The 20,797-nt window shown below is 60.3% G+C and carries 12 protein-coding genes and 1 pseudogene; 8 read left to right on the top strand and 5 right to left on the bottom strand.

The window, feature by feature from the left end:
* The first annotated feature begins 112 nt into the window (after nucleotides 1-112).
* Nucleotides 113-5,680, top strand: coding sequence for a trifunctional serine/threonine-protein kinase/ATP-binding protein/sensor histidine kinase (locus AC1DNI_RS10805; protein ID WP_343051162.1), 5,568 nt, complete (start codon nucleotides 113-115; stop codon nucleotides 5,678-5,680).
* Here AC1DNI_RS10805 and AC1DNI_RS10810 read toward each other — a convergent pair.
* A complete protein-coding gene (locus AC1DNI_RS10810; protein ID WP_174207545.1) occupies nucleotides 5,677-7,974 on the bottom strand; it encodes a PAS domain-containing sensor histidine kinase in 2,298 nt (765 codons plus the stop codon). The two genes, AC1DNI_RS10805 and AC1DNI_RS10810, sit on opposite strands and share 4 nt — an antisense overlap.
* Nucleotides 7,975-8,444: 470 nt before the next feature.
* On the opposite strand from AC1DNI_RS10810, the gene AC1DNI_RS10815 reads away from it, so the two are divergent.
* The 3 genes from AC1DNI_RS10815 to AC1DNI_RS10825 all read left to right on the top strand — a co-directional run bounded on the left by AC1DNI_RS10815 (nucleotide 8,445) and on the right by AC1DNI_RS10825 (nucleotide 13,677).
* A complete protein-coding gene (locus tag AC1DNI_RS10815; RefSeq protein ID WP_174207546.1) occupies nucleotides 8,445-10,736 on the top strand; it encodes an FdhF/YdeP family oxidoreductase in 2,292 nt (763 codons plus the stop codon).
* A 695-nt stretch (nucleotides 10,737-11,431) separates the two neighbouring features.
* Nucleotides 11,432-12,469, top strand: coding sequence for an alpha/beta hydrolase (locus AC1DNI_RS10820; RefSeq protein ID WP_174207547.1), 1,038 nt, complete (start codon nucleotides 11,432-11,434; stop codon nucleotides 12,467-12,469).
* 170 nt (nucleotides 12,470-12,639) lie between these two features.
* On the top strand, nucleotides 12,640-13,677 hold the full coding sequence (locus tag AC1DNI_RS10825; RefSeq protein WP_153668202.1) for an Atu2307/SP_0267 family LLM class monooxygenase: 1,038 nt from the start codon (nucleotides 12,640-12,642) through the stop codon (nucleotides 13,675-13,677).
* Between the two features lie 40 nt (nucleotides 13,678-13,717).
* Here the strand turns inward: AC1DNI_RS10825 and AC1DNI_RS10830 are convergent, their stop codons facing one another.
* Together AC1DNI_RS10830 and AC1DNI_RS10835 are read right to left on the bottom strand one after the other, a co-directional pair.
* Nucleotides 13,718-14,179, bottom strand: coding sequence for a YybH family protein (locus AC1DNI_RS10830; RefSeq protein ID WP_153667423.1), 462 nt, complete (start codon nucleotides 14,177-14,179; stop codon nucleotides 13,718-13,720).
* A 21-nt stretch (nucleotides 14,180-14,200) separates the two neighbouring features.
* Nucleotides 14,201-14,844 (bottom strand): annotated as a pseudogene (locus AC1DNI_RS10835) (type 1 glutamine amidotransferase domain-containing protein).
* A gap of 334 nt (nucleotides 14,845-15,178) precedes the next feature.
* On the opposite strand from AC1DNI_RS10835, the gene AC1DNI_RS10840 reads away from it, so the two are divergent.
* Complete coding sequence (locus tag AC1DNI_RS10840; protein ID WP_246272427.1) at nucleotides 15,179-15,835, top strand: response regulator transcription factor; 657 nt, start codon at nucleotides 15,179-15,181, stop codon at nucleotides 15,833-15,835.
* A gap of 4 nt (nucleotides 15,836-15,839) precedes the next feature.
* On the opposite strand, the gene AC1DNI_RS10845 is transcribed toward AC1DNI_RS10840, so the two are convergent.
* Together AC1DNI_RS10845 and AC1DNI_RS10850 are read right to left on the bottom strand one after the other, a co-directional pair.
* Nucleotides 15,840-17,066, bottom strand: coding sequence for a YbfB/YjiJ family MFS transporter (locus tag AC1DNI_RS10845; protein WP_174207549.1), 1,227 nt, complete (start codon nucleotides 17,064-17,066; stop codon nucleotides 15,840-15,842).
* 144 nt (nucleotides 17,067-17,210) lie between these two features.
* Nucleotides 17,211-18,296 carry an NAD(P)H-dependent flavin oxidoreductase gene (locus AC1DNI_RS10850; protein WP_174207550.1) on the bottom strand — a complete coding sequence of 362 codons (1,086 nt, stop codon included), beginning with the start codon at nucleotides 18,294-18,296 and terminating at the stop codon, nucleotides 17,211-17,213.
* A gap of 285 nt (nucleotides 18,297-18,581) precedes the next feature.
* On the opposite strand from AC1DNI_RS10850, the gene AC1DNI_RS10855 reads away from it, so the two are divergent.
* From AC1DNI_RS10855 to AC1DNI_RS10865, 3 genes are read left to right on the top strand one after another with little or no spacing between them, the layout of a single operon-like run.
* Nucleotides 18,582-19,307, top strand: coding sequence for an SDR family NAD(P)-dependent oxidoreductase (locus AC1DNI_RS10855; protein ID WP_153667419.1), 726 nt, complete (start codon nucleotides 18,582-18,584; stop codon nucleotides 19,305-19,307).
* On the top strand, nucleotides 19,301-19,789 hold the full coding sequence (locus AC1DNI_RS10860) for a RidA family protein (RefSeq protein WP_174207551.1): 489 nt from the start codon (nucleotides 19,301-19,303) through the stop codon (nucleotides 19,787-19,789). Before AC1DNI_RS10855 ends, AC1DNI_RS10860 begins: the two co-directional genes overlap by 7 nt.
* 14 nt (nucleotides 19,790-19,803) lie before the next feature.
* Complete coding sequence (locus tag AC1DNI_RS10865) at nucleotides 19,804-20,793, top strand: enoyl-CoA hydratase/isomerase family protein (RefSeq protein WP_174207552.1); 990 nt, start codon at nucleotides 19,804-19,806, stop codon at nucleotides 20,791-20,793.
* Nucleotides 20,794-20,797: the final 4 nt, after the last annotated feature.

Here is a 20,797-nt window from a genome sequence, read left to right on the forward strand (position 1 = left end):
CGCCCGGAGAGGAGGAACATAGTCGCCTGCTTCTCGCTATCGCGAAGTTGGGCGGGCACAAGCCGCTCCCCTTGTGGAGGTTCGAAGGAAGGCAGGAGAGATGGAGCTAAACGTGGCCGGACGTGCTGCCGATATAACCCTGCAGCAGGTGCTGTGGGAGGATGGACAGCGCGTCGTATTCAGGGGTTCTCGCAACCAACCGGATGGCGCAAATCGTCCAGTTATCGTCGTGACGCCTGCTCGCGAGGAACCGTCCGCTGCAAGTCTCGACCGCCTCACCAACGAGTTCGACCTGAGGAACCATCTTGACGCTCCCTGGGCGGTCAGGCCGCTTGAACTTATACGAGAAAATGGTCGCACCATGCTTGTTCTCGCCGATCCAGGCGCGGAACCACTTCACCGTGTCGTCAGCGGCCCGATGGACCTCCAGAGGTTTCTTCGACTCGCCATTGCCATGACGCAATCTGTCGCGGCGCTTCATGCTACCGGGTTAATTCACAAGGACCTTAATCCGGCGAACTTCCTAATCGACCAAGCATCGGACGAGACCTGGTTAACCGGGTTCGGGATCGCAGCGCGGACGTCCCGCGAACGCAATGTCAACCTACCGCCGGAAGCCATCGTCGGCACCCTTCCTTATATTGCACCCGAACAGACAGGCCGGATGAACCGGTCGATCGACTCGCGGAGCGACCTCTACTCCCTCGGCGTAACATTCTACGAAATGCTGACCGCGTCCCTTCCGTTCACTGCATCCGACCCCGTCGAATGGGTCCATTGCCATATAGCACGAAGGCCGACGCCGCCGCACGAACGCCTCGGTGCGGTTCCGGAGGCCGTTTCAAGGTTGGTCATGAAGCTTCTCGCGAAGACTGCCGAGGAACGGTACCAGACCGCGACGGGCGTCGAGCATGATCTTCGACTTTGCCTTTCCGAATTGCAGGCGCATGGGCGCATTGGTATCTTCCCTCTTGCCCGCCACGATGTTCCGGACCGTTTGGTAGTTCCCGAGAAGCTGTACGGCCGGGCCCGCGAGATGACCACCCTGCTGGGGGCTTTCAATCGCGTAGTCGATACCGGCGTGACGGAACTGGCGCTTGTCTCGGGATACTCCGGCATCGGCAAATCGTCCGCGGTGAACGAGCTTCACAAATTGGCGGTGCCGTCCAGATCGATATTCGTCACCGGCAAATTCGACCAGTTCATGCGCGACATACCTTATGCGACGCTCGCACAGGCTTTTCGGAGTCCAATTCGGCAGATACTGGGCAAGAGCGAGACGGAGCTTCAGGAATGGCGAGATTTGCTCCTTGATGCTCTGGGGGCGAACGGCTCGCTCATCGTCGAGCTCATTCCGGAATTGCGGCTCGTTGTTGGAGCCCAGCCGCCATTGGCGGAACTGGGTCCGGCGGACGCTCGGCGGAGGTTTCAAAACGTGCTCCGGCGTTTTATCGGCGCGTTTGCAAGACCGGGGCATCCTCTGGTGATGTTCCTCGACGATCTTCAATGGATCGACGCCGCCTCGCTCGATCTCGTAGAAGATCTAATCCTCCGGTCCGAGATACGGCATCTGCTTTTGATCGGCACCTTCAGAGACAACGAAGTCGACACCTCTCACCCCCTGGCGCGTAAGCTCGGATCGATCCGGGATAAGGGCTCCGTGGTAACCGAAATCGAGCTTCAGCCGCTTTCGCCCGAAGACCTGGGCCAGCTAGTTTCCGACACTCTGCACTGCGACATTCAACGCGCCCACTCTCTCGCGCGATTGGTTCACGAGAAGACGGCAGGAAACCCCTTCTTCTCCATTCAGTTTCTGCAGGCCCTCGCGGACGAGCACCTCCTGAGTTTCGATCATGTCAACTTGGGATGGTCGTGGAACATCGAACGCATCCACGCGAAAGGATACAGCGACAACGTCGTCGACCTGATGGTCTTGAAGCTCAATCGTCTGGGAGACGCCTGCCTCGCGGCGCTGCGCCAGCTTGCCTGTGTGGGTGCGAGTGCGGATATCTCGCTGCTGGCGACGATCTGCGAGATCACTCAGGGGAAACTGCAAGAGAACCTGCGCGAGGCGGTTGAGACCGGGCTAATCCTCCGGCTGGGAAACTCCTACGCCTTCCAGCATGACCGGGTCCAGGAGGCCGTATATTCCTTGATCCCTGAAGATGAGCAGGCCTCCGCTCATCTCCGCATCGGACGGGTGCTTCTGGCGGTGACCCCGCGCGAAAGGCTCGAAGAACGGGTCTTCGACATCGTAGCTCAATTCAACGGAAACATCGATTCGCTAGGATCGACGGACGAGCGTGATCAGATAGCAGAACTCAATCTGATCGCAGGAAGGCGCGCTAAGAATGCCGCCGCCTATCCGTCGGCATTGAAGTACTTCTCGGCGGGGCGAGCACTGCTGGTCCAGGATTGCTGGACACGACGCTACCGCCTCGCCTTCGAACTGGAGCTTCATATCGCCGAGTGCGAATACCTCACCGGTGAGCTGGCGTCGGCGGAGAAACGGCTATCTGCGCTGTCGCAGAGAGCGGCAGGGCTTGCCGACCAAGCCGCCGTCACCTGCCAGACAGTCGACCTCTATACGATCCTCGTCAGGCCCGAGAGGGCGGTGGAGGTCGGCCTCGAATTTCTCCGGAATATCGGACAAGTCTGGCCCCAGGTCCCGACTGACGAGGACGTTCGCGGTGAATTCGCGTTGATCTGGCAGGAGCTCGGGGGCAGAGAGATCGAGGAGCTGATAAGCCTCCCCTTGATGACGGACGATGCTACTCGGGCGACGCTCGACGTACTCACCAGACTTGTCCCTACGGCGGTGAACGTGGATCCAAAGCTCCATCGTCTGATGATCGCGCGGATGGTGGTGCTGAGCCTCGAGCAGGGCAATAGTGGCGCGTCATGCTGCGGCTACGTCTGGCTGGGTCTCGTTCTCACCTCTTATTTCGGCGACTACGCTACGGCGCTACGGTTCGGGCAGCTCAGTCTCGCCCTGTTGGAGGAGCTGGGAGCGAGCGAATTCGGCGCCCGCGTCTTTCTAAACTTCGGCACCCGTATCAGCCCGTGGTCGCAGCACGTCCGCTTTGGTCGGCCCTTCATCCGGCAGGCTTTCGACGAGGCCCTGAAGATCGGCGACCTCGCTTTCGCCGGATATTGCTGCAATCACTCGGTCATCTATTCGCTTTTCTGCGGCGACACGTTGCAGGAGGCTGAAACGGTCGCTGTCGAAGGAGTGGATTTTGCAAGCAAGTCCGAGTTCGGCGCGGTCGTGGAGAGCCTTAGGGGGCAACGATCTCTCGTTCGGTCGCTTAGGGGTTTGGAGTCCGACTACACGGACGCCAACGGCACGCTGTTCGATCAAAAGACTTTCGAGGAGCGCCTCGACGCTGATCGTAGCCTAGTCCTAGCCGCATGCCGCTACTGGATACGGAAGGTTCAGCTCTGCGTTCTGAACGAAGACTTTTCAATGGCGCTGGAATCCGCCGCGAAAGCAAAGTCCCTGCTCTGGACCACGTCGGCCTTCATCGAGCAGGCCGACTACCATTTCTACTCCGCCATCGCACATCTTGGAGCGATCGAGGCGGACGTGACGTCCGAGCGGAAGACGACCCATCTCGAGGAGCTCGCGGTACACAGAAAGCAGCTTGCGGTCTGGAGCGAAAACTGCCCGCAGAATTTTGAGAACCGACTTGCGCTTGTCGACGCAGGGCTCGCGCACCTCGATGGACGTCACCTCGATTCTGAGCGTTTCTACGAGCTGTCGATCCAGTCGTCACGCGACAACGGATTTATTCAGAACGAGGCGCTGGCTCTTGAACGTGCCTCCAAGTTCTATCTTGCCCGCGGCTTCGAAGACATCGCCGACTTGTATCTGCTAAAAGCTCGCGAAGGCTATCTGCGGTGGGGCGCCGAGGGGAAGGTTCGACGCCTCGAGGCACGCCATTCGAAGCTCGGCATTGCCAGCCCTCTCGGCACCAAGATCAACTCTCCTCCCGGCAGACAACTGGATATCGCAGCGATCGTCGGCGCTTCTCAGGCTCTTTCAAGCGAGATCCTCCTGCCGCGGCTGATCGAGCGCCTGATGACGATCGCGTTACAGAACGCCGGCGCGGATCGGGGTCTGCTGATCCTGGCGGAGGATACTGACTACCGTATAGAGGTGGAGGCGCGAACCGACGGGGACGACATCGTCCTGCACTACGCGAACGCGAAGACTGCAGCTCCTGAAACCCTCGTTCGCTATGTCATGAGAACGCAGGAGAGCGTGATCCTCGACGATGCCAGGGAGCACCACCTCTTCACGGGAGACTCCTACTTCAATTTTCGGACCCCCCGCTCCGCCCTAGCCCTTCCGCTCGTCCGACAGGGGCTTCTTAGCGGAATCCTCTACCTCGAGAACACGCTGGCGTCGCATGTGTTCACGTCGGATCGGGCCGTGGTCCTGGAACTTCTCGCCTCGCAGGCGGCCATCTCCCTCGAGAACACCCGGCTCTATAGCGATCTGCAAGAACGGGAAGCACGGGTACGACGACTGTTCAACGCAAACGTCATCGGGATTTTCACCTGGGACATCGATGGACGCATCACGGACGCTAACGAAGCCTTTCTCGAGATCGTCGGATATTCGGTCGAGGATTTCCATTCCGGCAAGGTGCGCTGGAAAACGCTGATGCCGAGGGATTGGAACCACGATGACGACCGCATCCTAGAAGACATGATGGAGACCGGGGTCGCCACGCCGTTCGAAGGGGAATACGTCCGTAAGGATGGCACGCTTGTTCCTGTCCTGGTCGGAGCGGCAGTTTTCGAAGGGCAGCGGACGGAGGGCGTCGCGTTTATCGTAGACCTCACGGACCGAAAGCGCGCAGAGCAAGTCGCCCGCGAAAGCGAGCGCCAGTTTCATGAAATCCAGTTGCAGTTGGCGCACGCCAACCGTGTGGCCACAATGGGTCATCTCGCCGCCTCGATCGCCCATGAACTGAATCAGCCCTTGTCAGGTGTGGTCGTAAGCGCCGAAACCGCAATGCTTTGGTTGTCCGAGCAGCCCCCGCGCATATCCGAAGCGCAGAAGGCGCTCATCCGCGTCGTGAGCGATGGTCGTCGTGCAGGCGACGTCTTCGATCGGATCCGGTCTCTTATCAAGAACGCTCCGCCGCAGATGACCGGTCTGGATATCAACGAAGTCGTATTGGACATTATCGGCCTGGCGCGCGGGGCCGCTTTGAAGAGCGGCGTGCAGATTGAAAGTCATCTGGCGCAGAACCTGCCACTGGTGGTGGGCGACCGTGTTCAGTTGCAGCAGGTGGTGCTGAACCTCATCATGAACGCTATCGACGCGATTAAAGATGCGGAGGTCGAGCGGACCGAAATAACTGTCACCACTGCCCTCAGTTCGCCGGGCAAAGTCCATGTTGCCGTTCGGGATTCCGGACCTGGCGTCGATAAGGCGAGTTTGGAACGAATCTTCGCTCCCTTCTACACGACCAAGACCGAAGGGCTGGGAATGGGACTCTCAATCTGCCGCTCGATCATCGAAGGACACGGTGGAAAGCTGTGGGTGACCGAGGCGCTCCCACAGGGTGCCATCTTCCAGTTCACGGTTTCCGCCGGTGCGCGAGGGCACGCGACGCGCGGTCACGTCGAGGGAGAGCCGGAGATTTCCGCCGAGCCACGGAGTTAGCCCTGACGCAGCTCGTTCTCAAACGTGCCACGAATGACGACTCCGTCTGCCGGGATCGAAAACGCGAACGTCGCTCCGTGGGCTTGGTTCGGCTCCGCCCATAGACGTCCGTTGTGGCTCTCGACGATTGCGCGGCTGACAGAAAGTCCAACCCCCATTCCATTCGCCTTGGTCGTGAAAAACGGGCTGAACAGCTTCTCGGAAATCCCCCGATCGAAACCTACTCCGGCATCCTTGACTGCCAGGCGTACGTGACTGGGCCCTTCCCGCATTGTGGAGATTTCAAGATCCTTCGAACGACCGACAACCCCGTTCATCGCCTCCGTGCTGTTTTTGATGAAGTTGAAGATGACCTGCTGCAACTGGATGCGGTCGCCTCTAACCGCCGGTAGATCTGCCGAGAGATGCATTCGCAGGCTGACGCCATTCTTGCGCAGGTCGCCGTGCGCAAACCCGATGACTTCTTGAGCGATGGCATTGAGGTCCACCAACTCCACCACGGGATCCTTTTTGCTGTACATCGCCCGAAGCCGCTCGGTAACGTCCGAAGCGCGGTTTGCATCTCTGAGCGTCCGCCTGACGGTCTCCTTCGCGCCGTGGATGTTCGGCGGTTCGGTGCTCAACATCTCCATACCCGCGCTGGCGTTGGTCACGATCCCGAAAAGTGGCTGGGCGAGTTCGTGGGCTATGGCGGCCGTGAGCTGCCCCATGCCCATCACGCGGGTCATGTGGGAGAGCTCCGCCTGCGCCTCGCGCAGCTCGTCCTGTGCGAGTTTCCAGTCGTGTATGTCGACGTTGATCCCGAACCATTTCACGTCGCCGGCCGCATCGACGAGTGGGCTGCCACGGCACAGGAACCATCGGTACTCGCCGTCGAAACGGCGCAATCTCGCCTCGACTTCTCCTGCCTCGACGCGTTCCGCCATGATCCGCCACGCCTCCATCATGTCAGGGAGATCCTCGGGATGGACCGCCGTCGCCCATCCCCAGTTCCGAGCGTCGTCCATTGACAGGCCGAGGTATGTCCGGAAATGACGATTGGCGAATTCACCTCCTCCGTCGGAGAGGGCTGACCAGACCATGCCGGGTATCGTGTCGATAATAAGCTGCAGCCTGTTCTCGCTGGCGGCCATGTCTTCCTGCGCCGTTTTACGATCATGGATGTCGATGAGACTGCCGTACCACATCAGAATCGTGCCGTTTTCGTCGCGCATCGGCAACGCCCTTACGTCGGCCCATCGATAGTCGTTGCTGGCGGGAGGCCTATATAGAACCTCTACCTGATAAGGCTCACCAGTGGCGATCGAGCGGAGCCACGTTCCAATTGTCGCCTCAACTTGATCGGGATGAAGGCCATCGGCCCACCAGGTTCCTTCCGTAAGATCTTTCGTTTCCACCCCCATGAATGTCAGACCCTTTTTGTTAAGATATCCGATGACTCCGTCAGGGGTGGCGCTCCATAGCGCCTGCGGGATGGTTTCGGTAAGCTGCCGCAGATGGAACTCGTTAGCCATTAAGGCGTCCGCCGCTCGCTTTCTGTCCTCGATATCGATGTTCAGTCCGTACCAGCGAACCAACGCACCAGAACTGTCGAGCAATGGGTTCGTACGGAAAAGGAACCAGCGGTATTCGCCATCGAAGCGACGCATCCGAGCCTCTGCCTCGCCTCCCCGCAGCTCGGACAACATCTGCCGGAATTCCGCAGCCAGTCCATCGATGTCATCAGGATGCACCGTCGCCCTCCAACCGACGCCGCGAAGCTGATCGGCGCTCATGCCGACGTAGCTCAGAAATTGACCGTTGAAGTATTCGGCAGAACCGTCCGGAGCTGACGACCAGGCGAGGCCCGGAAGGGAATCCACCACTTCCTCAAGATCGGCTTTGTATAAGGATTGCGAGGTGACGCCCTGGTCCTTCCGTGCGTGCTGCAGACCGATCGAGGCCTGTAGAAGCGCGTGGGAAAGTACTCGACTTTCGTCGTCCGTCGGGAATTCCTGCCGTCGGCATCCGACAACCAGCGTCCGGGAAACGTGCCCCTCGATCAAGGTTGCATGGAGGAAGATCGTCGTGCCGGCAATGATCGTAGTTTTCGGAAGCATGCCCGTCTGGGGAATATGCAGACGACCGATGCCCGCCTCCAGGGCGTCCGCAGATAACTCCGGTGAACTGCGCATCAATTCGAAGGATTGGTCGCGAACTCCTTCGTTGCGAAGAACGCCGACGAGATCGACGCTTAACCCGCTTAGAAGTGTGTCGAGCAAGGTCTCAAGAACCAGGATCTCGTAGCTTACCATCTCCGATGAAGTCCCCCACGCGATATCCTGCGCAGCCGCGCGCTCGTTCGTTAAAAGTACATTCCGAACGGCCGTAAATCCATAGCGTGCTTAAGTTGGCGACGCGGACCGTAAAGCACCCACAGGTAGTCGTCGCCGAGCCCTTCGTTCTCGACGAGTAGACACGCTTAATGACGGGCGATACCAAAGTCCACTTATGCCGGTGAGTGGGCGGGACTAGCCTCTGGTCGTCGCCTCCGCCTCCCAGTAGGCGACACGCTGCAAAACAGCGAACGCTCCTGCGCCCTCCCCTCCGCCGGAGCGCGCGGATCAAGCAATGATCCGCCTCGGGCCGTCTCCTTCCGCCAGGGGACGGCCCCTTCCAGAACCTGGAGACGCCGGCGTGCAATGGTCTCCCCAAAATTTATCGTGAGATGGTCGTCAGGCGGGAATCTGCCGCTTAAGTCGAAAGCCAATTTAAGGAGTCTCCAATGAACAAGCCCCGCCCCAAAGGTATTGCCCGCTATGACCACCCCGCGGGTGGCTGGGACGCACTGAAAGCGGTTGCCAAGACGCTCGCCCACCAGCAGATCGTCGCGCAGGGCAGCAGAACCCTGCTGAAGGCAAACCAGCCTGAGGGCTTCGACTGTCCGGGATGCGCGTGGCCTGACCCCAAGCATACCTCGTCGTTCGAGTTCTGCGAGAACGGTGCCAAGGCGATCACGTGGGAAACCACTGCGAAGAGAACCGATGCAAGCTTCTTTGCGCAACACACTGTGTCAGAACTCTGGACTTGGACGGATCACCAGCTTGAGGATGCCGGGCGCCTGACGCTCCCCCTACGATACGACCCGGCCAGCGATCGCTTTGAACCGATCGACTGGAACGCTGCTTTCGAGTTGATCGCGAGTGGACTGAACAAGCTCGGATCTCCCGACCAGGCAGAATTCTACACGTCCGGACGGGCGTCGAATGAAGCTGCGTTTCTCTATCAGCTTTTCGTGCGCGCCTACGGCACCAACAACTTCCCCGACTGCTCGAACATGTGTCATGAAGCCACCAGTGTCGGCCTTCCCAAGTCCATTGGTGTCGGCAAGGGCACCGTGACGCTTGAAGACTTCGATCATGCCGACGCGATCTTCAGTTTCGGGCACAATCCGGGCACCAACCACCCGCGAATGATGACGACCCTGCACGATGCGGCCCGCCGCAACGTTCCAATCATCGTCTTCAATCCTTTGAAGGAGCGAGCGCTGGAGCGGTTCGCTGCGCCTCAAGATCCGATCGAGATGGTCACGATGTCCTCGACGCCAATCGCCTCGGCTTATCATCAGATCCGTGTCGGCGGGGATCTGGCCGCCCTCAAGGGTCTGATGAAGGCAGTGTTGGAACTGGATACGGCGAGCCTTGCCGGAGGCGGCGACGGAGTACTCGACCGGCATTTCATCGACGAGCACACGTCGGGATTCGACGGGCTTCGCGCCGATGTCGAAGCGACCAGTTGGGACGAAATCGTCGCGGTATCCGGCTTGACGAAGGAGGCTATCCGGAGCGCTGCTGGCATCTACGCGAACGCCGAAAGGGTGATCCTGTGCTATGGGATGGGCATCACGCAGCATGCACGGGGGACCCACAACGTGCAGCAGATCGCAAACCTGCTGATGCTACGAGGAAACATCGGCCGCCAGGGCGCAGGCATCGCGCCGATCCGTGGCCACTCGAACGTTCAGGGCGACCGGACGGTTGGCATAACCGAGGTTCCGAACAAGACGCTTCTCGACGGTATGGAACGCGTCTTCGGCTTTCGGCCGCGGAGCGAAAAAGGCCACAATGCGATCGAGGCGGTGGAAGCCGCCATCGACGGCCGGGCGAAGGCGCTGATCTGCCTGGGCGGCAATCTCGCCGTGGCCATGTCCGATCCCCAGGCCACATTCGCAGGCATGCGCAAGCTCGATCTGTCTGTCCATATAGCGACGAAGCTCAACCGTTCCCACCTGCTTACGGCGAAGACAACGCTCGTTTTGCCGTGTCTGGCACGGACCGATCTCGACACGCAGGCATCCGGTCCACAGTCGGTCACCGTCGAAGATTCAATGTCCATGGTGCACGCGTCTCGAGGATTTCTGAATCCACCGGGCGAACTTCTTCGATCCGAGCCGGCGATCATTGCACGGATCGCCAGAGCCACTCTGGGCGACCGACATGACATCGACTGGGAGGGCATGATCGCCAACTACGACCGAATCCGCGACAAGATCGAGGAGGTCTTCCCCGACTTTTCCGACTTTAACAAACGCGTGCGCAAACCCGGCGGGTTCAGGCTGGACGTCGCCGCGTCATTTCGTCGGTGGAACACGCCGGACGGCAAGGCGAACTTCCTTGTGTCTCCAGGTCTGTCGGAGGACTCGCCCCGCGGAATTCAGGATGCGCTGATGCTGACCACGATCCGAAGCCACGACCAATACAATACGACCGTCTATGGACTGGACGATCGATACCGGGGAGTTTTCGGTCGGCGCGACGTCGTCTTTATGAATTCCGAGGATCTCGCGGGCCGGGGGCTGAAGGACGGAGACCGCATCGACATCAAAGGATTAATTGGGGGAGACGACCAGCATCTGGTCAGACGGTTCACAGCAGTCGCCTATGACATTCCTCGAGGCTCGATAGCGGGCTACTATCCGGAGATGAACGCGGTCATGTCCCTGCATCACTACGATCGACTGTCGGGAACACCCTCCTATAAGGGCGTCCCCGTGCGAGTCGCGGCCACGTCGGCTTGAAGATTGACTCAGCTCGCAACATCCGGGCGTTCAGGTCGGCGGCAGAAGGCGACGTAGGTTGTCGCGGTCAGTCATCCCGTTTTGAAACCACCACAGAAGGTGTCGGGCGGCATCCTCGGCCTCCGTACCCTGCCTCTCGCATCGTCGAATGGCGCAATGGTCCTGGAGCAAGCCGCGTATCATGACCACGTCTCTAGGCCACAGCGGCGTCCCGCAACTGTTGTAGTTCCGATACATGGGTTTCCGCCCTCTGTACACGATTAGACTTGGTCCGGACGGCTGCATCCAGCCGATATGGGAGAACAATTCCCCGCCGACCCGCGGGCAGTGCCTGACTGGACTTTGCCGGCACCCAGACGCGGACTGAAGCTGTGGCCCGTTTGATGTTGACCTGGACTGCGACAAGACCCGCCATCGCGAGAAGGATCACGACGCCGGGAAATATCGAGGCGGACTCTTCGGGGTAGCTCATCGTCTTCTTCTCCTGAAAACTGCCGGCCGAACGCCATGGTCAGGAGATCAGTACGTCGACCGACGAAAATGGTGCCTGTTGGACACAGGCATCGTCGACACCTTCGTATGCCCGACACCTTCGTCCACTAGCGGGGCGACCCCACGTGTCCGAAACTCCGCAGGCGAGCGCCCACGACCACAGGGTCGTGGGCTGCGTTCACCGCCATATCGGAGAAGCACTTATGAGCGATTACGAGACAGGAAACCTCACACGCCGTTCTTTCGGCGGGTTTGCAATCGGCCTGACGGCAGCGGGTCTCCTTTCGGGACGAGCCGCGAATGCCGCCCAAAATAAGAAGTTTGCGCTACCATCCGGGCAAGAACTGGTTGCCGACCGACAGATCGACGCCGGGGACCTTAGTATCGGATACGCCGAGCTCGGCCCTACGAACGGCCCCCCAGTCGTTCTTTTTCACGGCTGGCCCTACGACATCAACGCGTTCGCGGAGGTTGCGCCGCTGCTTGCTGACCAGGGTCACAGGGTGATCGTTCCGCATCTGCGTGGGTATGGAAGCACGAAGTTCCTGTCGGAAAACACCATGCGTAACGGCCAGCAGTCGGCGCTTGCCGTGGACGCGATCAAGCTGATGGATGCTTTGAGGATCGACAACGCGACCGTGGCCGGGTTCGACTGGGGTGCGCGGACGGCCGACATCGTGGCCGCGCTCTGGCCGGAACGATGCAAGGGTCTGGTTTCCGTCAGCGGGTACCTGATCGGCAACCAGATGGCCGGCAAGGCGCCGCTGCCGCCGTCCGCCGAGCTCCAATGGTGGTATCAATTCTACTTCGCGACGGATCGCGGCCTGGAAGGCTATGGAAAATATACTGACGACTTTGCCAAACTGATCTGGCAGCTCGCCTCCCCAAAGTGGAAGTTCGACGACGCCACGTTCGAACGAAGCGCCAGGGCATTCGCCAATTCGGACCACGTCGCAATCGTTGTCCACAATTACCGCTGGCGGCTGGGTCTCACCGATGGCGAGAAACGGTTCGACGAGTTCGAAACGAAGCTCGCGGCCGGACCTGAAATTCACATCCCTTCGATCACGATGGAGGGCGACGCCAACGGCGCGCCTCACCCGGATTCGAAGACCTACGCGGGTAAATTCAAGGCTAAATACGAGCACCGGCTCGTCACCGGCGGGATCGGCCACAATCTCCCGCAGGAGGCCCCGGAAGCGTTCGCCAAGGCGGTCGCTGAAGTCGGTTCCTGGACGTAAGGGAAATCGATGCGTCGAAACTGCGGGATGACTATCGAATATTTCGATGTTTCCTATCATAAAAAGACGGCTAGCGCGGAGCTCCCCGTCCGTGTGATGAAAGCCGCGATTACGTCGGCGCGTCCGCATTGACGCTGGCGACCGCGAGGTCACATGGAAAGGATCCACCTTTGGAAATCGGTATCGACAGCTTCGCCATGCTTCTGCCCGACTCTGAGACGGGAATGCTCCAGTCCGCCGTCGACCGCATGGAGGCCGTACTGGCCGAGGTCGAACTTGCGGATCAGGTCGGACTGGACGTCTTCGGCATGGGCGAGCACCACCGCGAAAACGCGCTCGACTCCGCACCGGCGGTTATCCTCGCCGCGGCGGCGGCACGCACGAAGACGATCAGGTTAACAAGCGCCGTCGCCGTCCTGAGCGCCGCCGATCCCGTACGGGTCTTTCAAGAGTTCGCTACTCTGGATCTGATTTCGCGCGGCCGCACGGAGATCGTGGTGGGGCGCGGGTCGTCAGTTGACGCATACCCGCTCTTCGGGTTCGATCTGCGCGATTACGATGCTCTCTTCTTGGAGAAGCTGGAACTGCTGCTCAAGATCAGAGAGGAGCCCAAGATCAAATGGCAAGGCCGTTTCCGTCCTCCGCTCAATGGCGAAGGCGTCTTCCCTCGCCCGCACCAGAGCACTCTTCCAGTGTGGCTCGGCGTCGGCGGCACTCCCGAATCCTTCATCCGCGCCGGCACACTTGGCCTGCCGTTGATGGTCGCCATCATCGGTGGGAGCTTCGAGCGTTTCAGGCCGTTGGTCGAGCTCTATCGTCGGGCGTGGGACGCCGCCGGGCATCCGCCCGAAGGCAAGAGGGTCGGCGTGCACGCGCTCGGCTTCGTAGGAGACACCGACGAAGCCGCCAGGAATGCGTTCTTTCCCGGCTGGTTTCAGATGTTTACGGATGCAGGAAAGGAACGAGGCTGGGCGCCGCCGACGCGAGCGCAGTTTGAACAGATGTGCGGTCCGCAGGGCGCGTTCGCGGTCGGCAGCCCGGCAACCGTCGCCGCCAAGGTCCTGCATGCAGACAGGGCTTTGGGCGGAGTTTCTCGCTTCACGTTCCAAATGAGCACCGCGGCACTCGAGACGGAGGCGATGCGCGGTTCGATCGAGCTGCTTGGCACGGATGTCGCTCCGCTCGTTCGCGGACGCGATCTGGATTAAGGTCCTCAGGGCGCCGGAAATCCTCGGCGCCCCGGAACTCCTATCCAAAGATCAGTCTTTGATAATCGGCCAGCATCTTCGGATCCTCGACGGACCCGTGATGATGGAGCTGTCGCCAGGCGCCCTCCTTTCGGATGAACCAGCGTGTAGTCCGAAAGGCGACGTCTAGCGTCTCGCCCACCGTCCGGCATATCCCGCGTTCACGGCCGACGAAGAGATGCCAGTTGTCTCCGCCCTGGCTCGTGAAATCATGGAAGGTCACGTGGACCTCCGCCCGTCCCTCGAAAAGCTTAGCGTAGCCTTCGGCGATTTGATCCCAACCTCGGCGAATGCCACCGATGGGATTGTCCATGCTGGGGGTCGTGTCGTTGAACCAGACCGCTTCCAGCCCCTGCAGATCCGCGGCGTTAAAAGCCCGATAGAATTCGATCAACACATCGATCGGGCTACCGTCTCCTCGTTTCGTTTCGTCGCCGTTGATTTCCATGAGATGCCAGTTCATCGGGGTCTTCCTCTCTACCTACTACAGCAACGTCAGGAGCTGGGCTCCCGCGGTCGACGAGGCCGGGTTCTGTCCCGTGATCAGGCGGCCGTCGATAATTGAAAAACTTGCCCAGTCCTCGGACTTAACTGGCTTCCAAGCGCCTTGAGATCGCCGTCGACGAGGAACGGAACTTCCTCTTCCAAGTTGGCGAACCCTGTGACCCGCTTGCCCCTGACCATGGGATATCCCTGGTAGGTCATGTGATGGAAGACAGCAGGTCCATGGCACACGGCGGCCACAGGCTTGCCCGCACCGTAGAAGTACTCGATCAGCGTGATCGATTTGCACTCCTCGACCAGATCCCACATCGGGCCGTGGCCGCCAGAATTAAACACGGTATCGAAGTCCTTCGCATCGACGTTGGCGGGACGCACCGTGTTGGCAAGCACCGACTGGGCGTCCTTGTCCACCTTGAAGCGGGTCATCGAGGGCGTCTGGTCTTCGGGCTCGTCGCTTTTCGGGTCGATCGGCGGTTGTCCGCCGCGCGAGGTGACGGTTATCGCCACCCCGCCGTCCTTAAAGGCGTAGTACAGTGCCACGAATTCCTCCAGCCAGAAGCGGTTCTTTCTTCCCGTGTTTCCGAGACGATCATGCAAGGTCAGCACTGTCAGGATCCTACTCATCGCTCTCTCCGTTGATTGCGGGCGCGGAGCCCTGTTGCGGTCGGACATGAGCCGCGGGTATTCCTCCATCGACAGAAACAGGATGCTTAAAGAAGTCTCGGGGTTCCATTGTACGATGGTGTCACAATCGGGTTTCCGCCGCCCGGAATAAGCCGGCCGCCCGATACCATCGTCCAATGGAAATCGAAATTGTAAGATGCGACGTCTTTTTTTGGCCGGCGACGCGCGGGATCGCCGATGCCGTGGACCGTCGAACATGCTATGTTCCGGCTGACGAGGGGGAAAGACTTTGCATTTGTTGGTGGGAAATCAAACGCAAGGGATGACGACGAGGATGACTGACGCAGTAGCTTCATCAATCGACGCGGTCGCACCACCTATCGTCTTCGTCGTAGACGACGACCTGTCCGTCCGTGAGTCTCTCGAGATGCTGATTACGGCCGCGGGCTGGCAGCCAGCACTGTTTAGTTCCGCGCGGTCGTTTCTGGAGGCCGCTCAGACGGCGGCCCCGAGCTGCCTACTGCTCGACGTGAACATGCCGGATCTGAATGGTCTCGACCTGCAGGGCATGGTTGCTCAGAGCGGAAACAAGATGCCGATCATCTTCATCTCGGGATACAAAGACGTTCCAGCAACCGTCCAGGCGTTGAAGGCCGGCGCCATGGATTTCCTTACAAAGCCTATCGACTCGGCGGAACTGCTCGGCGCCGTTCGATCCGCGTTAGCGCGCAGCGAGGCGCTTAAGCACGAGAACGCGGCGCTCTCCCAGCTGCAGCAGCTATACGACGCGCTGACACCTAGGGAACGCGAGATCATGGTTCGCATTATCAAAGGGCTTTTGAACAAGCAGATCGCCTATGAACTGGGGATTAGTGAGATCACGGTGAAGGCGCATCGCGGCCGGCTCATGAAGAAGACGGGCGCCCGTTCGCTGCCTGAACTCATGGCAATGGCCGCCCGCTTGAACATGGACGACGGCGTCGGCCACTGACGTCCTAAGGGTGCCGGGCGACCTTCACGACCTTCGTAGAGCTTCGCTCGCCCGGAAACATCTGGATCATGACGACGTAAACCCCAGCCCCCACCACCAGTGCGATGCTGGCGATGGCGAGCGCGAGATTGAATCCTGCGTCGACGTCCGCCACCCGAGCCATGATCGCTCCGACGGCAGGCGGCCCCACGATCTGCCCTATCGCGAAGACGGCCGTCAAAAGTCCCATGTACCGCGCGTGATGCGTCGATCGTATCCTTCTGACCTCGTTCATCGCGAAGAAGCTGATGGCGGTGAAAGGCAAGCCGACAAGAATGCTGCTGAACGCAAGACCCGGGGCGCCGTGCCAGACCACCGACAGCGCCACCCCGACCGCCTGCAGAAGATAGGCGACGACGAGATGGAGCCTGACGTCGGCGGTGTGCCGCACGCGCGCGGCGAGCAATGATCCGGCGACTGCGGCAAGTCCGAAAAGCGGCCAGAAGACGGTGAGAAGCGGCGAGCCGGGGATGGTATTCTTCGCGATGACCGGAAGATAGGTCGCCGTGATGATGTAGCCAAACCCGGCCAGCCCGTAGGCGATCGCAAAGAGTGGCATTTCCGATTTTGGCACCCTGCCAGACGCCCGCGTTGAGGTCCCGACCGAGTAGGCGTCGGACGGGCTCGAATTATTCCCAAAGGTTTTCCAGATAATGGCGCTGATGATTGCAGAGAGGGCGGAAAACACAAGCCAGGCCGTGCTGCCCGATAGCCCGAGCAAGGTCATTCCACTTGCGGCCAACCCGGACGCTGCGATGCCCGCCCCCGGACCGGTGAATATGGCGCTTCCGATCGAGCTACCAGTTCCCGAAAGCTGGGCAAGACACCATCCGGAGGTGAAGACGAATCCGACTGCGGAAGCCACGCCCGCGAGAAACCGAAGAGCAACCCAGGCATCGGCGTAGGGCGCAGACATCAAAGCGGTAAGCAGGACCGTGGCCACCAGTGTCAGGCGGATGACGAAGGTATGATCCCACCTCCTGGGCACTGCCATCGCCGCCAACGCGCCGACCAGATAGCCCACGTAGTTTGCGGTGGCGAGGCCTCCGGCTCGCGAGAGGTCCAAGACGCCGTCGTGCAGCATCATCGGCAGGATCGGAGTAAAGGCGAACCGTCCGACGCCCATGGCGATGGCGAGAGACGCCGATCCAGCGAGGACGACCACATATGGACTAGGGCTGTGTTTCGACATGACGCTGTCCTTCGTTCGATTTGAGACATGTCCCACGATCAAGAGATGCTCGCGCCACCCTCAGGTAGGATGGCCCACGTTTGTGTGAACCGTCACTCTGCGGCAGATTGTTTGCCGCGATCCGGAAGGATCGACGGAATGCCGTCAGGTCGGACTGCGGCGTGCGATGACGTCGAATGCGGACTGGTAGAGCGCGCGGGTCAATTCCTCAGCCCCGACTCTCAAAGCAAGACTGGCCGATTGACCGGACCAAAGGTTCGTAAAATCGTTTCGCATCTCCGCCTCGGCCATCGCTCTGATGGGAACGAGAGCTCCTCCGGCAGTCGGAAATGCCGGCACGGTATCCGAGATTGGACCCAGATCGCGCATTAGACGGTTTACAACGCCTCTCGCTGGACGGCCGGTAAAAACATTCGTTATCGCGGTGCTGTCGTCTCGGACGGAAGCCAGCGCCTCAGCGTGAACTGCGGGAATCCTCGCCTCGGGGCAGAATAAGTATGCGGTCCCGACCTGGACGGCGGAAGCGCCTAGCATTAGGGCGGCGGCGACACCTCTCCCGTCGGCGATGCCGCCGGCAGCGATTACTGGCACCCGCACCGCGTCGACCACCTGGGGCAGGAGCGCCATGATTCCAACCTGGGTCGTCATGTCCTGGCTCAAAAAGTTCCCACGATGTCCGCCGGCTTCGAAACCCATGGCAATGACTGCGTCGACGCCATTTTTTTCGAGCCAGACGGCCTCGGCCACGGTCGTCGCGGATGATATAATCTTCGCACCTGTCGCCTTCACACGCTGGACTAGTGACTTTTCGGGCAGCCCAAAATGAAAGCTCACGACCTCCGGTTTCAACTCCTCGACAACCTTGCAGAACGAACTGTCGAATGGTGCGCGGCCCGCCGCGGCGATCGGCGCGGCAGGGTCAAGTCCTGCGTCTACGAAGTAGGGCGCGAGCAGAGCTCGCCATCGCATCTGCGCCGCCAGATCTTCGGCGGGAGAAACGTGTGAGAAGAAATTCACGTTCACAGGTGCGTGGCTAGCGCCGCGAATCTCATGGAGTGCCTGGCGCAACCCCTCGACGTTTAACAGAGCGCTCGGGAGGGAACCCAGACCGCCGGCCTTGGCCGCGGCGACGACCATTTCGACCGTCGAAGCGCCGGCCATCGGCGCCTGGATGATGGGAAGCTCGATTCCAAAAAGGTTGAGAATTCGGCGATCCGGCCAGCGGGTCATGTGGACTCCTTGTCATGCGTCACGTTGCAACGCTGATACCCCCGGCCACCAGCCACGTCTATTGGACCTTGGTGTGCTGAACAACGACCCAATCCGAAGGTATCGGGAACACCTTCGTACAATATCGGGTCCCGATTTTCGGCGCGATGGTTGTAGCGGAGCGGACGACGGCGACTGCCGGGCAGCTCCCGGCCGATGGCTGGATCAACGTATCACACGAGGAACAAAGCGACCGACCGCCACCTGGCGGCCGAAGGAATCCGCGTCGCCAGAACGGAGGTAGGCATGAGCGTGCATAAGACTGTTATCATCACCGGCGCGTCGCAAGGGATCGGCGCCGGACTCGTCAAGACGTTCTTGGACAAGGGTTGGAATGTCGTCGGAACCTCTCGGAATATCAGCGAGAGCACGCTATTCGACCGAGAAGGCCGGCTGGAGATGATCAGCGGCGACGTCGCAGATCCCGAAACGGCCGAGCGGGTGGCGACAGCGGCGGTGGAGCAATTCGGTTCGATCGATGCGCTCGTTAACAATGCCGGGGTCTTCTTCACCAAGCCGTTCCTCGAATACACAATTGAAGACTTCCGACGCCTGTGCGCGACGAACGTCGAAGGGTTCATCCATTTCACGAAACACACCATCGGTCAGATGCTACGTCAGAAGTCTGGCGGGAGTATCGTGACGATCACGTCGTCCCTGACGGACCATCCGATCGCCGGCGTGACAGCGTCGCTGCCTATGATCACCAAGGGCGGACTCAACGCGATCACGAAGAGCCTCGCGCTGGAGTTCGCCAAGAACAACATCCGTGTGAATGCGCTTTCGCCAGGCGTCGTCGACACCCCCCTCCACGCGAAAAACCCGCGAACATTCCTCGAATCCTTGTCGCCGATGGGCACTATCACGGCCGTACAGGAAATTGTCGACGGCGTCGTCTATCTTACGGAATCCTCCAATATCACAGGCGAGGTGCTGCACGTCGACAACGGCGCACATCTAGGAAAATGGTAGTCGCGAGCGCTGAGGCGCGCATCAAGGAACTAGCCATAGGCCTCCCGAAGGCGCCCACGCCATTCGGCGCGTACGTCGAAGCGTTCCAAAGCGGATCGCTGCTTTTCCTAAGCGGCATGCTGCCGGTCGCCGGACATGTGCCACTCTATACGGGCATCGTCGGGCGCGAGCTGTCCGTCTCGGAAGGCTACGACGCGGCGCGAGCGGCCTGCCTTAGTGGTCTAGCCGCCGCGCGGTCGCAGCTAGGAACGCTGGACAGAATCCAATCGGTCGCCAAGTTGGGCGTCTATATCGCCTGCCCTGCCGATTTTCGTGAACACCCCAAAGTTGCTGACGGAGCGTCAGAGGTGTTGCTTGACGTGTTCGGCTCCGCCCGGCTCCCTCCCCGTGTCGTCCTCGGCGTTTCCAGCATACCGCTTGGAATGCCTGTCGAGATCGAACTGGTTTTCGAGATCGGGCCAGCGTTCGTCTCACAAACTTAAGAAAGGAGCCAGCCATGAAGGTCAGACAACCAACACTTACAAGCGCCATCGCGATGTCGTCGAAAACCCTTACCGCCGCGGCGCTGCTGCTGCTTCCGACGCTTGCCCTTTCCGGTCAGACGAAGGTCGCCGAGAAGGTGGATCGTACGGCAGAGGCCAAGGCCGACGCAGTTCAGGAACATGTGCAGATCAAGGTAGACAAGCGGACGCCCGCCTATTGGCGCGTCACCTTCGACAACCCGCCCTTCAACATCTTCGGACCGGAGACGATCCCCCAGATGGAGAAAGTTGTGGCCGCAATCGAGAGCGATTCTAATCTTAGAGTTGTCGTCTTCGAAAGCGATGTACCGGGGTTCTTCCTCACCCACTACAATTTTACGCCGCCTCTCGCCGAATCCACTGGCCTCCCCTCTGGCCCGACCGGCTTGCACCCGCTGCCCGACATGCTGGTCCGTATCAGCAAGTCACCAGTCGTCTCTATCGCGCTCATCCGCGGCCGCGCGACGGGGGTCGGAAGCGAGCTTGCTCTCGCCTGCGACATGCGCTTCGCGAGCCGTCAGAAGGCAATTCTTTCTCAGTGGGAGGTCGGCGCGGGGCTCGTCCCCGGGGGCGGCCCGATGGCAAGACTACCGCGGCTGATGGGGCGCGGTCGAGCGCTTGAAGTCCTTCTCGGGTCCGATGACATCAACGGTGAACTCGCTGAGGAGTACGGCTACGTCAACCGATCCTTCGACGATGACAAGCTCGATCCGTTCGTCGAGGCCCTGGCGACGCGGATCTCTGGCTTCGACCGACAGGCGATTGCAGACACCAAGCGTCTGGTCGATTTCGCGAGCCTTCCGAGCGATCCCGAGATCGCCGCTGGCTGGGACGCCTTCATAACTTCTGTCCAACGGCCGGCGGCGCAGAAGAAAGTCGGACGCCTGATGGAAATGGGCCTGCAGAAGGACCCGGACGTCGAAGCCCGGCTCGGACACTACACGCAAACTCTGGCCGACGAGTAGGCCG

The organism is Phyllobacterium sp. 01N428 (assembly GCF_056399405.1).

Excerpts from the sequence above, each read along its gene's own strand:
- AC1DNI_RS10810 (WP_174207545.1), bottom strand. The coding sequence starts at position 7,974 with ATGGTAAGCTACGAGATCCTGGTTCTTGAGACCTTGCTCGACACACTT.
- AC1DNI_RS10815 (WP_174207546.1), top strand. The coding sequence starts at position 8,445 with ATGAACAAGCCCCGCCCCAAAGGTATTGCCCGCTATGACCACCCCGCG.
- AC1DNI_RS10820 (WP_174207547.1), top strand. The coding sequence starts at position 11,432 with ATGAGCGATTACGAGACAGGAAACCTCACACGCCGTTCTTTCGGCGGG.
- AC1DNI_RS10830 (WP_153667423.1), bottom strand. The coding sequence starts at position 14,179 with ATGAACTGGCATCTCATGGAAATCAACGGCGACGAAACGAAACGAGGA.
- AC1DNI_RS10840 (WP_246272427.1), top strand. The coding sequence starts at position 15,179 with ATGACTGACGCAGTAGCTTCATCAATCGACGCGGTCGCACCACCTATC.
- AC1DNI_RS10845 (WP_174207549.1), bottom strand. The coding sequence starts at position 17,066 with ATGTCGAAACACAGCCCTAGTCCATATGTGGTCGTCCTCGCTGGATCG.
- AC1DNI_RS10850 (WP_174207550.1), bottom strand. The coding sequence starts at position 18,296 with ATGACCCGCTGGCCGGATCGCCGAATTCTCAACCTTTTTGGAATCGAG.
- AC1DNI_RS10855 (WP_153667419.1), top strand. The coding sequence starts at position 18,582 with ATGAGCGTGCATAAGACTGTTATCATCACCGGCGCGTCGCAAGGGATC.
- AC1DNI_RS10860 (WP_174207551.1), top strand. The coding sequence starts at position 19,301 with ATGGTAGTCGCGAGCGCTGAGGCGCGCATCAAGGAACTAGCCATAGGC.
- AC1DNI_RS10865 (WP_174207552.1), top strand. The coding sequence starts at position 19,804 with ATGAAGGTCAGACAACCAACACTTACAAGCGCCATCGCGATGTCGTCG.